Annotated in this window: 10 protein-coding genes; 5 read left to right on the top strand and 5 right to left on the bottom strand. The window is 67.7% G+C overall.

Annotated elements, in window-relative coordinates; genetic code table 11:
* Positions 1–193 precede the first annotated feature (193 nt).
* Positions 194–556, bottom strand: a complete 363-nt coding sequence (locus tag ASE70_RS03185) for a hypothetical protein (protein ID WP_056501289.1) — start codon at positions 554–556, stop codon at positions 194–196.
* A gap of 136 nt (positions 557–692) precedes the next feature.
* Between ASE70_RS03185 and ASE70_RS03180 the strand changes: the two genes are divergently transcribed.
* The 3 genes from ASE70_RS03180 to ASE70_RS03170 all read left to right on the top strand — a co-directional run bounded on the left by ASE70_RS03180 (position 693) and on the right by ASE70_RS03170 (position 5,325).
* Positions 693–2,864 (top strand): transglycosylase domain-containing protein, encoded by a 2,172-nt coding sequence (locus ASE70_RS03180; protein ID WP_056400216.1) that lies wholly within the window; start codon positions 693–695, stop codon positions 2,862–2,864.
* A 551-nt stretch (positions 2,865–3,415) separates the two neighbouring features.
* The gene (locus tag ASE70_RS03175) at positions 3,416–4,417 is read left to right on the top strand and encodes a threonine aldolase family protein (protein WP_056399524.1); all 1,002 of its coding nucleotides are present in this window, start codon (positions 3,416–3,418) and stop codon (positions 4,415–4,417) included.
* Positions 4,414–5,325, top strand: coding sequence for a DMT family transporter (locus tag ASE70_RS03170; RefSeq protein ID WP_056501288.1), 912 nt, complete (start codon positions 4,414–4,416; stop codon positions 5,323–5,325). The genes ASE70_RS03175 and ASE70_RS03170 overlap by 4 nt, the downstream gene beginning before the upstream one ends.
* Here ASE70_RS03170 and ASE70_RS03165 read toward each other — a convergent pair.
* The 3 genes from ASE70_RS03165 to ASE70_RS03155 form a co-directional block, all read right to left on the bottom strand.
* Positions 5,235–6,065, bottom strand: a complete 831-nt coding sequence (locus tag ASE70_RS03165; protein WP_235519533.1) for an NAD(P)-dependent oxidoreductase — start codon at positions 6,063–6,065, stop codon at positions 5,235–5,237. The two genes, ASE70_RS03170 and ASE70_RS03165, sit on opposite strands and share 91 nt — an antisense overlap.
* A complete protein-coding gene (locus ASE70_RS03160; RefSeq protein ID WP_056501285.1) occupies positions 6,062–7,684 on the bottom strand; it encodes a M28 family peptidase in 1,623 nt (540 codons plus the stop codon). Before ASE70_RS03160 ends, ASE70_RS03165 begins: the two co-directional genes overlap by 4 nt.
* Positions 7,685–7,841: 157 nt before the next feature.
* Positions 7,842–9,512: a M28 family metallopeptidase gene (locus ASE70_RS03155; protein WP_056399512.1), complete on the bottom strand. Its 1,671-nt coding sequence runs from the start codon at positions 9,510–9,512 to the stop codon at positions 7,842–7,844.
* Positions 9,513–9,609: 97 nt separating this feature from the next.
* Between ASE70_RS03155 and pepN the strand changes: the two genes are divergently transcribed.
* Positions 9,610–12,198, top strand: coding sequence for an aminopeptidase N (gene pepN / locus ASE70_RS03150; RefSeq protein ID WP_056501308.1), 2,589 nt, complete (start codon positions 9,610–9,612; stop codon positions 12,196–12,198).
* A 74-nt stretch (positions 12,199–12,272) separates the two neighbouring features.
* Entirely contained in the window at positions 12,273–13,409 is a 1,137-nt protein-coding gene (locus tag ASE70_RS03145; protein ID WP_056399506.1) for a GGDEF domain-containing protein, read from the top strand.
* 166 nt (positions 13,410–13,575) lie between these two features.
* Here ASE70_RS03145 and ASE70_RS03140 read toward each other — a convergent pair whose 3' ends face one another.
* Positions 13,576–14,772, bottom strand: a complete 1,197-nt coding sequence (locus ASE70_RS03140) for a glycosyltransferase (RefSeq protein ID WP_056501282.1) — start codon at positions 14,770–14,772, stop codon at positions 13,576–13,578.
* Between the last annotated feature and the right edge of the window lie 7 nt (positions 14,773–14,779).

Here is a 14,779-nt window from a genome sequence, read left to right as displayed (position 1 = left end):
CGCTTCAACCGCCGAACCAAACGCGCCTCCAAGACCCAACAGATGCTCGAGATCACCCTCGACATCTTCCTCGCCAGAAAACGTCTACAGAGTCCGAAGTGAACACTCCCGCCTGCGCGGGGGTACGGCAAGGGGCAGTACTTTGGCAGACGTCTCGATCAAGCCCGGGGTGACGAAATCGTCGGATCGCCCCCTACTCGCCCTTCGACGTCAGCGGCGGGGTCTGCTGGTGCTGGACCACGGTCCACACGCCATGCTCGATCCAGCGATAGGTCGACGTGCAATAGGCCAGATACGCCTCGCCACCCTTATGCGCCTCCGCCTTGTAGGCGACGACGATCAGCCCTTCCTGTGGCCGGGCGACCTGCCGCTCGGTCAGCGACACCTGTTCCCAGCGCGGCGTGTCCTTCACCGCGTCGATCGCCTGCCTGCCGGTAAAGACGAACGGCGGCATCGGCAGCACCATCAGGCATTCGTCGTCGATCGATTCCTCGTAATGCGCCGCGTCGGCGGTCCACAGGCTTTCCTCAAAACTCCAGATGCGATCGTCGTCCACGCCGTTTCTCCTTGGCTGTCCGGCACCTAGCGCGCGGCCGCCTCAGCGGTTCCGGCGATGGTGCGCAGCGCACCCTCGCCCCGCCGCAACCCCGCTTGCCGAAGCTGTATCAGAACGATAATACACGGCCGGTATCATGGCTTATGACCCCCCGTACCCGCCCTCCGGCCCGATCGATCCCAGCCGGATCGGGCGTCTGACGACCCCGTTGTCGGGCGACGCGCTGGAACGGCGTCGACGGCTGGCCGCGTTCGACGATGCGCTGGCGGACTATGATCGCAGCTATCCGGGTACGGGCGGTCCGCCGCCACCCCCGCCGCCCGGCCCCGACGCGCCGCAAACCGCCCGCCGCGGCCGCCCCTTACGCTGGTGGCTGCGCTGGGCCATGCGCGGCTTCGGCATCCTCATCATCCTGCTGGTCATCGCCATCGCATGGCTCGCCTTCACCGCGCCGCTGTCGAAATCGCTCGAACCGCCCGCCCCGCCGTCGATCACGCTGCTGTCGGCCGAAGGGACCCCGATCGCCGAACGCGGCGCGAATATCGGCAAGCCGGTCGACGCGACCAAATTGCCCGCACATGTCGCCGAAGCCTTCATGGCGATCGAGGACCGCCGCTTCCGCACCCATTGGGGCATCGACCCGCGCGGCATCGTCCGCGCGATGTGGACCAATACCCAGGCCGGCGGCGTACGACAGGGTGCCAGCACGATCACGCAACAGCTCGCCAAGAACGCGTTCCTCGATTCGGACCGGACGGCGGCGCGGAAACTGCGCGAGGTGCTGATCGCCTTCTGGCTGGAGGCGTGGCTGACCAAGGACGAGATCCTGTCCCGCTATCTGTCCAACGCCTATTTCGGCGACAACGCCTATGGCCTCGACGCCGCCGCCCGCCATTATTTCAGCCGCGCGCCCAAGGATCTGACCGTCGGACAGGCGGCGATGCTGGCCGGACTGGTCAAGGCTCCCTCGCGCCTTGCCCCGACCGGCAATCTGAAGGGCGCGCGCGCCCGGCAGGCGGTGGTCGTCGGCGCGATGGAGGATGCCGGCTATCTGACCCCGTCCGAAGCGCGCCGCGTCAAACCCGCCATATTGCGCGTCGCCGACAACAGCACGCTCCCGTCGGGCACCTATTTCGCCGACTGGGTGCTGCCACAGGCGCGCGACCGGGCGGGCGGGATCGGTGCCGATCGCAAGGTCGCGACCACGCTCGAAGTCCGGATGCAGCGTGCCGCCGAACGCGCCGTCCGCAATGCCGGCCTGCGCCAGACGCAGGTCGCGATCGTCGCGATGCGCCCCGACGGCCGGGTGATCGCGATGGTCGGCGGCAAGGATTACCGCGCCAGCCCGTTCAACCGCGCGGTACAGGCGCGGCGGCAACCCGGATCGACCTTCAAGCTGTTCGTCTATCTCGCCGCCATGCGATCGGGCCTGACACCGCAGAGCCAGGTGCTCGACGAACCGGTCACGATCGGCGAATGGAGCCCCAAGAACAGCGACGGCCGCTATCTCGGCGCGATCACCCTCGAACGCGCGTTCCAGCGGTCGAGCAACGTCGCCGCCGCGCGCCTGACCAAGGAAGTCGGCGTGCGCAACGTCATCCGCGCCGCCCGCGACCTCGGCATTTCGACGCCGATCGCCAACGAAGCCTCGATCGCGCTCGGCACCTCGACCGTCTCTCTCCTCGAACTCACCAGTGCGTATGCCGCGATCGCAGCGGGCGAGGCGCCGGTCATCCCGCGCGGCCTTGCCGAAAAGGACGAACCGACCTGGCTCGACCGCCTGCGCTCGACCCGCAAGACATTGTCGCGCGAGGAGCTGGAGGGGATGCGCACCTTGCTCGCCGCCTCGATCCGCTCGGGCACCGGCATCGCCGCCAACCTGCCGGTCGAGGCGTTCGGCAAGACCGGCACGACGCAGGACAATCGCGACGCGCTGTTCGTCGGCTATGCCGGCGGCATCGTCGCGGGCGTCTGGCTCGGCAATGACGACAACAGCACCAATCCGGGGCTGGCCGGCGGCGGCCTGCCCGCGCGAATCTGGCGCGACTTCATGCGACAGGCGCTGAACCTGCGCGATCCGGTGCCGGTCGCCGCGCCCGAACCCGAACCGATCGACAATGCGATCGACGCGGTACAGGACGTGCTCGGCATCCCCGACGAAGGGCCGTTACGGGTCGAAGGCCCCGGCTTCGACGTATCGGTCGACCCCGACGGCCAGGTCCGTTTCGGCCCCAACGACCGCCGCCGCCGCGAGGAAGAACCGGTCCCGCCGGAGGATCGCCGGCCACCCGAAGAGGATGAGCAGTAAGGCAGCCCACGTCGTCCGCGCAGGCCGGGGGTGCAGGGTCAGCGCAAACCGTTGTTCTGCATGGCTCTGACTCCCGCCTGCGCAGGGGTACGCCTCGGTGGGACGCACCGACCCCAAACCCCGTCACCCCGGGCTTGACCCGGGGTCCCGCTTCTTCTCCGTCGTCGAAAAACAGAGGACATGGCGAGGTCAGATCGCCACGTTGCCGTCAATGCGGGCTACGGCGTCGCGCTGTTGGTACGGCCCGCACACCCGCATCGTCCCAAGAAAGAACAGAACCGAGACCCCGGATCAAGACGGGACCTAGGCGAAAGTCCCGACTCCCGCCCCCTGCCGTACCCCCGCGCAGGCGGGGGTCCAGGGTTCCAGGCGCAAGCCGTTGTTCTGCTTGGCTCTGGACCCCCGCCTGCGCGGGGGTACGGTGCGTTTTTGGCGAAGCTCGCGACTTTCGCAGAGGTCTCGATCAAGTCCGGGGTGACGGGATGCCAAGCCGGCCCCCGATACAACCCACCCCGGTTGACCCCCGCCCCCCGTCCGCCCAAGGCATTGCCATGCGCTTCTTTTCCGACAACGCCGCCCCCGCCTGCCCAGCCGTCCTCGACGCGATCGTCGCCGCCAACGGACAGGATACCGCCTATGATGGCGACCGGCTAAGCGCCCAGCTCGACGCGCGGTTCGGCGACGTGTTCGGCTGCGAGGTCGCGATATTGTGGGTGCCATCGGGCACCGCCGCCAACTGCCTCGCGCTGACCGCCATGTGCCCGCCGCATGGCGGCATCGTCTGCCACGCGGACGCCCACATCCAGAACGACGAAGGCGGCGCGCCCGAATTCTATACCCATGGCGCGAAACTGATGCTGCTGGGCGGCGACGGCGCGAAGCTCGCGCCCGCCACGATCGAGGCATATCTCGCGACGATCCGCGACGACGTGCATCAAGTGCAGCCGCACGCCATCTCGATCACGCAGGCGACCGAGGCCGGCCGGGTCTACACCCCCGACGACGTCGCCGCGATCGGTGCGCTCGCCCGCGCGCACGGTCTCGGCCTGCACATGGACGGCGCACGGTTCGCCAATGCCGTCGCGTATCTCGGCTGCACGCCCGCCGAGGTGACGTGGAAAGCCGGCGTAGACGCGCTGTCGTTCGGCTTCATCAAAAATGGCGGCATGTCGGCCGAGGCATTGGTCTTCTTCCGCCCCGAACTGGCGAAGGTCGCCCGCTATCGCCGCAAGCGCGCCGGCCTGCTCGCGTCGAAGGGCCGCTTCCTCGCCGCGCAGTTGCTGGCGATGCTCGACGGCGATGTCTGGCTGACCAACGCCCGCGCCGCCAATGCCGGTGCGGCGATGCTGGCACAGGCGGCGGGCGACCGGCTGGTCCATGCGGTCGAGGCGAACGAGGTGTTCCTGCACCTGACCGCCGACGAAGCCGCCGGCCTGCGCGGTCAGGGCTTCGATTTCTACGACTGGGGGGTCGGACAGGCACGGCTGGTCGTCGCCTGGGATCAGGATGCGGCGACTGTCCGCCCGCTTGCCGACGCGATCGCCGCGCTGTGACCGACGTCCCCCGTTCGGCGACGCCGGCGGTACTGGTCCCGTTCGGCATCGTCACCCTGATCTGGGGATCGACGTGGATCGTGATCCGCGATCAACTGGGCGTGGTGCCCGCGTCATGGTCGGTGACCTATCGCTTCCTGATCGCCGGTGTCGTCATGCTGCTCTGGGCATGGCGGCGCGGCGACCGGATCGCGGTCGACCGGCGCGGGCTGCTGTTCGCCGCCGGTCTCGGCCTCGCGCAATTCTGCCTCAACTTCAATTTCGTCTACCGCGCCGAACAATATGTCACCTCGGGGCTGGTCGCGCTGATGTATGCGCTGCTGATCGTGCCCAATTCGATCCTTGCCCGCATCCTTCTGGGTCAGCGCATGGGGCGGCAATTGCTGGTCGGATCGGCGATCGCGCTGGCAGGCGTGGCGCTGCTGTTCGTCCATGAGGCGCGCGAGCATCCCGAAAACGGCGCGGCGGTGCTGATCGGCCTCGCCATCGCGCTGGCCGGCGTGTTCTCCGCCTCGGTCGCCAACGTCATGCAGGCGACCCCGACCGCCAAGGCCTATCCGATGGTGCCGCTGCTCGGGCTGGCGATGCTGATCGGCGCGACGATGGATGCGACCTATGCAACCCTCACCGTCGGTGCGCCGGTCTTCGACTGGCGCTGGACCTATGTCGCCGGGCTGTTCTATCTCGGCATCGTCGCGTCGGCGGTCGCCTTCACCCTGTATTTCGGGCTGATCCGCACGATCGGCCCGGCCAAGGCGGCCTATAACGGCGTCGTCGTGCCGGTTATCGCGATGCTGTTGTCGACGTTGTTCGAGGATTATCGCTGGTCGCCGCTGGCCGGGGCCGGGGCGGTGCTGGCGCTGGCCGGGCTGGTGGTCGCGCTCAAGGCGCGCAGGCCGAACCGGTAATCGGGGTAATCGGGCGTCCAGCCGAGCACCCGCTTCGCCTTGCCATTCGCCACCCGCCGGTTTTCGGAATAGAAGGCGCGAGCCATCGGACTGAGCGTCTCCAGCGTGACGAATGGCGGCGGGTCCAGCCCCAGCAAATGCGCCGCATATTCGACGACCTCGTTCTGCGAAGCTGGCAGATCATCGGATATATTATACGAACCCGCCGGCGCAGACAGTCCGCACGTGACACCTTTGGCAACATCGGCGACATGGATGCGGCTGAACACCTGCCCCGGTTGCTCCACCCGATGCCCCTCGCCCGCCGCGACCCGTTCCAGCGGCGAGCGCCCCGGCCCATAGATGCCGGGCAGCCGGAACACCCGCGCCCCCAGCGCCAGCCACGCCGCGTCCGCTTCATTGCGGTTGCCCCGCCGCCCGGCGATCGGCGTGCTTTCGTCGACCCAGCCGCCATTGGCATCGCCATAAACCCCGGTCGACGACAGATAGGCGAGCGTCGCTCCGTCCAGCACGTCCCGATAGCGTTCCAGCACCGGGTCGCCGTCGCGGTCCGGTGGCACGCTGGACAGGATGGCGGTTGCCTGCGTCGCCTCGAACCGCACGCGGTCGTCATCGGCAAAGGCGATCGTGCCGTCACGCCCGTCGCGCGTCGTGCCGACCACCCGCCAGCCCCGTGGCTCCAGCCGGGCCGCGATCGCGCGTGACGTATAGCCCATGCCGAAGATCAGCAGGCGGCTCACTTCGCCCCGTAACCGTCGTACAACAGCCCGAAATAATCGCCCTTGTTCCAGCGCGGCCGGTCGTCGGCATCGGCGAGGTCGAGCGCGATGTCGTGGTTGATCGCGACGAAGATCCGCCCCGCCGTCCAGTCGAACGTCTGGCGCATGTCGTCGCCCGGCTGGTGATAGCGGTTCTCGAGAAAATCGGCGACCGCCGCCTTGCCGGGCCCGGCCCAGCCGGTGTCGAGCGACACCGACGGCACGCCTGCCTTGACGAAGCTGTAATGGTCCGACCGGACGAAGATCGCCTCTTCCGGCTCGGGATCGGGGCTGAGCGCAATGCCGCGCGTGCCCGCCGCGCGCGCCACGGCCTGCGCGACGGTCGAATGATCCGCGCCGATCGCGACCATGTCCTGGAAACGATAGGACAGGATCGGCATGTCGAGATTGACGTCGGCGACGATCGATCCCTTGGGCACGGTCGGGTTCATCGCGAAATATTCGCTGCCGATCAGCCCCTTCTCCTCCGCCGTCACGCTGACGAAGATCAGGCTGCGGCGCGGTTTGCGCGGATCGGCGGCGAACTGTTTCGCGACCTCGATCATCGCCGCGGTGCCGACGCCATTGTCCATGGCGCCGTTATTGATCCGGTCCGCACCCTTGGGCAGCGTCGGGTCGGTCGAGACGCCGATATGGTCGAGATGCGCCGACAGCGCGACATATTGATCGCGCAAACGGGGATCGCTTCCGGGCAGGATGCCGACGACGTTGCTGCTGTCGAAGCGCCTGACCCGCGAACGTTGGCGGGTGGTCACCCGCACCCCCGTGGCCCCATGCGGCACCGGCGTGCCTGCCGCCGCCGCCTTCAGCACCGCCGGCCAGTCGATAGCCGATCCGGTGAACAGCTTGGCCGCGCCCGACGCGCTCAACCACCCGATCGACGGCGCGCTGTTGCCGGCGACCTGCGCGCGCCCGTCCTTGTCGACCCACGTCAGGTGCGGACTGCGATACAGCGACATCAGAAAGCTGAACGGATAGCGTTTCGACGGTTCGTCGGTGTCGACCCGGATCGCTCCGATCGCGCCATGCGCGGCGGCATTGGCGCGCTTGGTATCGCCGCTGCCCAGATGCGCGCGGATCTCGCTCGGCAGCCGGGCCGGCGCGCCATCGAGATAGGCGACGATCTTGCCGCGCACGTCCAGCCCGGCATAATCGTCGATGGCGTTGGCGGCGTCGGTCACGCCCTGCCCGACGAACACCACTTCGCCCGAGCGCCGCAGATCGGGTTCGAGGAAACTGGTCGAGGTCAGATAATCGGCACCGAAGGTCAGCGCCGGCCGCCCCGCCGCCGTCATCCGGCCCTTCCCCGCCGGCACCGCCGAGATCAGCGGCACCCGTTGCAGAAAGCTGCCGTCGTCGCCGCCCGGCTGCAACCCGGCGGCGCGCAACTGCTGCGCGACATAGACGGCGGCGCGGTCATATTCGGGCGTCCCCGGCTCGCGCCCCTTCATGTCGTCGGCGGCGAGGAACGCGACATGCGCCCGCATCGCCGCTTCGTCGCGGGTCAGCGGCGGGGTTTGCGCCGTTTGGGCAAGCGCACCGGTCGATGCCAGCATCAGCGCAAGCGGGAGAAGGCACATGGGAGTCCTCGATACAGACATTCATTGCTTCGTCATCCCGGCGAAGGCCGGGATCCACCGTGCCGCATGTTCGCCCGCGTCGGCGCTTGCGGAACCTTGGATCCCGGCCTTCGCCGGGATGACGGCGGATGGGGGGAGCGCGGCGGCTCCCCGCATCTCACTTCGCGCCGTACCCGTTATACAGCGTGCCGAAGAAATCGCCCTTGTTCCACGCCGGCCGCGCGGGGGCGTCGGCGATGTCGCGGGCGATCTGATAGTTGACATTGATGAAGCGTTCGCCCGATTCCCAGTCGATCGGCGGGCCCTGCACCACCTCGTCGGACGGCTTGTGGTAGTTATTGGCGAAGAACGCATCGACGGCCGCCTTGCCCGGCCCCGACGTGCCCGGCCACAGGAAGACCGACGGCACCCCCTGCTGTACGAAGCGATAATGGTCGGATCGCACGAACAGCGCCATTTCGGGCATCGGATCGGGCGAGAAGCTGGCCCCCGCCTGCGCCGCCGCCCGCTTGACGATATCGCCCAGCGTCGACCGTGCCGCGCCGAACGCGATGACGTCGGTGAATTTGTAGGTGATGATCGGCATGTCGAGATTGACGTCGGCGACGATCCGCGCCTTTTCGATCGTCGGGTGGTTGGCGAAGTAATCGGAGCCGACCAGCCCCTTTTCCTCGGCAGTGACCGCGAGGAACAGGATCGAGCGGCGCGGCGGCTTGCCTGCTGCCTTGAACCGCTTGGCCTCCTCGATCAGCGAGGCGATGCCGACCGCATTGTCCATCGCGCCGTTATAGATCGTGTCGCCCTTCGCATTGGGGCTGCCGACGCCGACATGGTCGAGATGCGCCGACAACACCACGGTTTCGGCTGCGACCGAACGGTCGCTGCCCGGCAGGATGCCCGCAACGTTGTAGCTGGGCAGCGGCGTGATCGCGGTCTTGATCGTCACGGCCATGGTCGGCTTCAACGCGACCGCACGGAACTTGCCCTTGCCCGACAGCGCAGCCGCCGCCTTGGCCCAGCTCGTCCCCGAACCGGCGAACAGCTTCTCCGCACCCGCCGCGCCGATGCTGGCGATGGTCGGCGCGCCGCCGCCCATCACATGGCCGGCACCGTCGGGTGCGGCCCAGCTGACGCTCGCACTATCGTAGGACGATGCCATCTTCGACATCGGCATGCGCGCCGCTGAGTCGGGCGTCTGGAGCGAGATTACTGCGACCGCGCCCTTGGACCTGGCGATCGCCGCCTTCGTCGCGATACCGCCGAAATGCGCTGATTCCTCGCTGTCGAGGCCGTCGGGCGCGCCGCGCACCACCGCCACGATCTTGCCGCGCACATCGACGCCGGCATAATCGTCGCGACCCGGCCGGACGATACCGTACCCGACATAGACGACCTTGCCCTCGGTCATCGATTCCGCTGCCTGCGGATTGATGCCCGGCAGATATTCCTCGCCAAAGGTCAGCGCCTGGCCGTTCAGGCTGACCTGCCCCTTGCCGGCGGCGTTCATGCGGATCAGCGGCACGTTCTGCAGATAGCTGCCGTCATCGCCCGCCGGACGCAGCCCCGCCGCATAGAATTGCGATGCGACATAATTGGCGGCGATGGCATATTCGGGCGACCCGGCATCGCGCCCGCGCATCGCGTCGCTGGCAAGGAACATGACGTGCGCCTTCATCGCCGCCTGTGCCGCCGGCAGCTCGGCATTCACCGCTGCGTTACGCGTGGTCAGTTCGGCGGCAGTGGGGGCGGAGGCCGGAGCGATCGGCGCATCCTGCGCAATTCCGGCGGTGCTGATGAGGAGACCGAGCAACAAGGCTGGACGGAACATTGGAATCCTTCGACAAGCGATCATAGATACTGGCGTAGCCAATGCCGTGACCTCACGCAACGACGGCACGAACGCGATTGAAACGGGTGAGAAGATGATGGTCGATGCGACGCGTACTCCGATGGCTCCGCCGATCATCCGTCGCGACGACTATCGTTCGCCCGAATGGCAGGTCCCGTCGATCGCGCTGGAATTCGATCTCGACCCCCGCAGCACGCGCGTGCGCGCCACCCTGTCGGTCGAACGGAACGGCACCGGTCCGCTGCGCCTCGACGGCGACGGGCTGACGCCGCTATCGGTCGCGGTCGACGGCGCGCCGCGCAACGACTGGCGGCTGGAGGACGGCGCGCTGGTCCTCGACCTGACCGGCGACGCGCACGAGATCACGACCGAGGTCGAACTCGAACCGCAGGCCAATACCCAGTTGATGGGTCTCTACGCATCGGGCGGCAATCTGTGCACCCAGTGCGAAGCGGAGGGCTTTCGCCGCATCACCTTCTTCCCCGACCGCCCCGACATCCTCAGCCGCTACCGGGTGAAGCTGACCGCGGACAAGGCTCGGTTTCCGGTCCTGCTTGCCAATGGCGATCCGGTGGCGGCGGGCGATCTGGACGATGGACGCCACTGGGCCGAATGGTCCGATCCGTTCCCCAAGCCCTGTTATCTCTTCGCGCTGGTCGCCGGCGATCTGGTCGCCAATCGCGCGCAGTTCGTGACCGCATCGGGGCGCGAGGTGGAACTGGGCATCTGGGTCCGTGCGCCCGATCTGGCCAAGACCGATCATGCGATGCGCGCGCTCAAGACGTCGATGGCGTGGGACGAGCGCGTCTATGGCCGCGAATATGATCTGGACGTGTTCAACATCGTCGCGGTCGACGATTTCAATTTCGGCGCGATGGAGAACAAGGGGCTGAACATCTTCAACAGCCGCTACATCCTCGCCGACCCCGACACCGCGACCGATTACGATTATGATGGCATCGCCGCCGTCGTCGCCCATGAATATTTCCACAACTGGTCGGGCAACCGCGTCACCTGCCGCGACTGGTTCCAGCTGTCGTTGAAAGAGGGCTTCACCGTCCTGCGCGACCAGCAATTCTCCGCCGATCAGGGTTCGGCGGCGGTCAAGCGGATCGAGGACATCCGGTCGCTGCGCGCATCGCAGTTCCCCGAGGACGCCGGCCCGCTCGCCCATCCGATCCGCCCCGATTCCTATCAGGAGATCAGCAATTTCTACACCGCCACCATCTATAACAAGGGGGCGGAGGTCGTCCGCATGATCGCGACGATCCTTGGCGAGACCGCGTTCCGCGCCGGCACCGACCTGTATTTCAGCCGCCATGACGGGACGGCGGCGACCTGCGAGGATTTCGTAGTGGCGATGGAGGACGCATCGGGCATCGACCTGACCCGGTTCCGCCGCTGGTACCAGCAGGCCGGCACCCCGCGCGTCGCCGCGACGCTGGCGCACGAAGCCGGCGGCGGGCGGGCGACGCTGTCGCTGACCCAGACCGTGCCGCCGACGCCGGGCCAGACCTCCAAGCTGCCGATGGTGCTGCCGCTGCGCGTTCGCCTGTTCGGGGCGGAGACCGGCCGCGCGCTGAGCGACGAACATCTCTTCATCCTCGACGAGGAACAGGGGTCGATCACCTTTGAAACCGTCGCCGAACGCCCGGTCCTGTCGATCAATCGCGGCTTTTCGGCACCGGTCATCGTCGAGACCGATCGCGGATCGGCCGACCTCGCCTTTCTCAGCGCGCAGGACGACGACCCCTTCGCCCGGTACGAAGCGATGCAGCAATTGATGCTCGACACGCTGGTCGCCTCGGTCGCGAGCGGGCACGGCGACCATGCGGCGGTAGTCGAGGCGGTCGGCAACACGCTGACCGACGACCGGCTCGACCGGGCATTCGTCGCAGAGGCGGTATTGCTCCCCTCCGACAGCTTCGTCGGCGATCAGATGGGGGTGGTCGATCCCGACGCCATCTTCACCGCGCGCGAAGCGTTGCGCGCCGATATCGGCCGCGCGCTGCTGACCGAATGGCGCGCGGCCTATGCCGCGACCGAAGCGGAAGCGTTCGAATATACGCCCGATGCCAAGGGCAAGCGCCGGCTGCGCACGGTTTCGCTGGGCTATATTGCGGCATCGGGGGCGAGCGATGCCGACGACCTCGCCTTTGCCCAGTTCCGGCAGGCCGACAACATGACCGACCGGCAGGGCGCGTTGATGACGCTGGTCAACTCGGACTCGGACAACCGCGTCGCCGCGCTCGACATCTTCTACAACCGGTATCGCGACAATGCGCTGGTGCTCGACAAATGGTTCACGACGCAGGCGCTGTCGACGCGCGCCGATGCGTTCGAACAGGTCGCCGACCTCGCCGGCCACCGCGACTTCACGCTGACCAATCCCAATCGTGCCCGCGCGCTGATCGGCGCGTTCAGCATGAATCAGAAGGCGTTCCACCGGGCCGATGGTGCCGGCTATCGCTTCCTTGCCGACCAGTTGATCGCGCTCGACCGGATCAATCCGCAGACGGCAGCGAAGATGCTGCCGCCGCTGGCCCGCTGGCGGCGATTCGACGGTGCGCGCGGCGGCCTGATGCGCGCGGCGCTGGAACGGATCCTGTCGGTGCCGGGCCTGTCGAAGGATATGCTGGAACAGGTGGGGAAGTCGCTCGGCTAAGCGGGTTTTCATCGTTTCTCAACGCACCCGTGCAATCCTGCCCGTCGATTTTGCGGACAGGATAAAGCCGGAGGATGTTTCAGGTACCCGACCAAACGACGCTGAGCCTGTGCGCCGTCGTCGTCAGCCTGTGCTTTGCGGCGACGTTCGTCGGCCTGTGGCGACGGCAGCCGGGCGAACAATTCTGGCTGTTGTGGGCGGCGAGCCGGTTCGTCTATGTCGTCGGCGTCATCGGCTTCAACGAATTGCCGCAGCCGGTGCCGGTGGCGGTCGGCGCGCTGCTGTTCGGGGCGTCGAGCACCGCGACCGTGCTCACCTTTGCCGGGCTGCGCGACTTCGCCGGGCTGCGGCCATGGTGCCGCTGGATGACGCTGCTGCTGCTGTTGCCGCCGCTGCTCTATGTCGCCAGCGCGCTCGCCCTGCCCGGCATGACCACTCCGGCCGGGGCGTCGATGCAGCGGATGGCGGGCGGGATCGGGCTGACGATCGTGCTGGCCAGCTGCGGCGTGGCGCTGATCGTCGGGACGGTCGCCCGCCGGACAGGGGCATGGGCGAAGGCGATCGGCATCGCGCAGATCGCCCATCTGCCGAGCTATGCCACCGTCCTGATCTCGGCATGGACGCCGGGCTCGACGCTGGACGTGCTGGCGACATGGCTGTGGCTGACGCAGCCGGTGCTGATGCTGGCGATGGACCTGATGATGCTGGCAATGCCGGGGATGCTGGCGATGGAACGGTTGCGTCGAGCGGCGTCGTGCGACGGGCTGACCGGGCTGTGCAACCGCCACTGGCTGGGCACGGTCGAGCCCCAGCGGGCCATGGCGGGATGCGCGGTGGCGATGATCGACCTCGACGGGTTCAAGGGCGTCAACGACCGCTGCGGCCATGCGACGGGCGACCGGTTACTGGTCGATTTCGCCGCGCATCTGCACCGCTGGACCGATGCCCATGGTGCCGATGTAGTCCGGCTGGGCGGTGACGAGTTCGTGATCCTGTTCGCGGCCGATGACGAGGTGCTGGCGGCCGGACTGCGCCGCCACCTCGCTGCGGCGCCGCGTGGTCCGGCGACCCTGCCGCCATGGTCTGCCAGCATCGGCATCGCCCCCTGCCCGCCCGGATCGGCGACCCTGCAGGGCGCGATGCAGCAGGCCGACGAAGCGCTCTACGCCGCCAAGCAGGCGCGGCGGGCGAACGTCGCGCACGCCGCCTGAGAAGCCGTTTGGAAATGCGTCGAAACGCATTTCGCGGTACCGGCCCGCTCCCCCACCCGGCCACCCATCGAGGATACCGTGTGGGTGGCCGGGTGGGGGAGCGGGCCGGTACCGCCTGAAACTCGCTCTTTCGCGAGTTTCCGAAAAACCGCTTGAAACCCGCTCGTCAGCCGCGAGCGAACCATTCGGGAAACCGCTGCGCCTTTTCCGCCACCAGCCCCTCGTAATAGCGCATTAGGTCGATCGTATGGTCGCGATCGGTCCTGACCCGCGCCGCCGCTTCGTTGGCCGCCGCCTTCACCACATCATAGTCGCGCGCGAACAGCCGCGCGATCGCGTCCGCCGCCGATCGGGGATCGCGCGCGGCATAGGTTTCGGCAAAGCCCGGCTCGGCGATCTCGGCGCACCCGCCCTCGTCGGGTACGATCAGCGGCAGGCCCGACGCCAGACCCTCCAGCCCGACCAGTCCGAACGGTTCGGCATCCGATCCGTGGATCAGCGCGTCGCAACTGGCCATGATCCGGGCGAGCCGCACCCGGTCGTACACCGGCCGGAACAGCCTGATATGCGGGCTGTTGCGCAACCGGTGTTCCAGCCGGCGGGTATGCACGCCGCTGCCGATCTGGATCATCCCGACCGGCAGATGCTCGCCCGCCATCTCGACCGCGTCGAAGATCATCGGCCAGCGTTTCTCGGCATGGTGCCGCCCCAGCCCCAGCAACAAATGCCCCTCGGGCGGCAGGCCCAGTTGTTCGAGCAGCGACGCGCGCAATTGTTCGTCGCGATGTTCGGGGGAGAAGAAGCCGCGCTGGATGCCGAGCGGCATCGACGCATGGACCGTCAGCCCGCGCGCGGCGTGCCGCTTTTCCAGCGCCGGGCCGTTGGTGACGAACGCATCCATCCTGGCGAGATACCGCGCCATGTAGCGCGTCCACCACATGAACGCCTCCTCGATCCGCTCGCGGCTGGCCATGCGTTCGAACCAGCGCAGCGGATAGGCCCCGACATTGTCGTTATGCGCGAAATAGACCTTCACCGCATCGCCCGGCCAGTCGGCGACGATGGTGGCGGGCCGCCACGGGCTCGACGCCTCGACCACGTCGGGATGCAGTTCGTCGAGCAGCGCGTGGATCGCCCCGCCGCGCAGGAAGATACCGTAATTGGGGTCGAGGACCAGCGTCGGTGCCTTCACCCAATGGATGCGGCCGCCGCCGGGGCGTTCCTCGACGGCATTGTGCTTGGCGGGGGCGATGACGATCAGTTCGTGGCCCAGTTCGGCCATGATCGTCATCTTGTGATCGATATAGGTGCGGACCCCGCCGCCGGTGGGTGAATAGAATTCGTTGACGTCGACGACGCGCATCGGATCG

Source organism: Sphingomonas sp. Leaf22, assembly GCF_001421715.1.
Classification (GTDB): domain Bacteria; phylum Pseudomonadota; class Alphaproteobacteria; order Sphingomonadales; family Sphingomonadaceae; genus Sphingomonas.
This window is presented reverse-complemented; position numbering and strand designations above follow the sequence as displayed.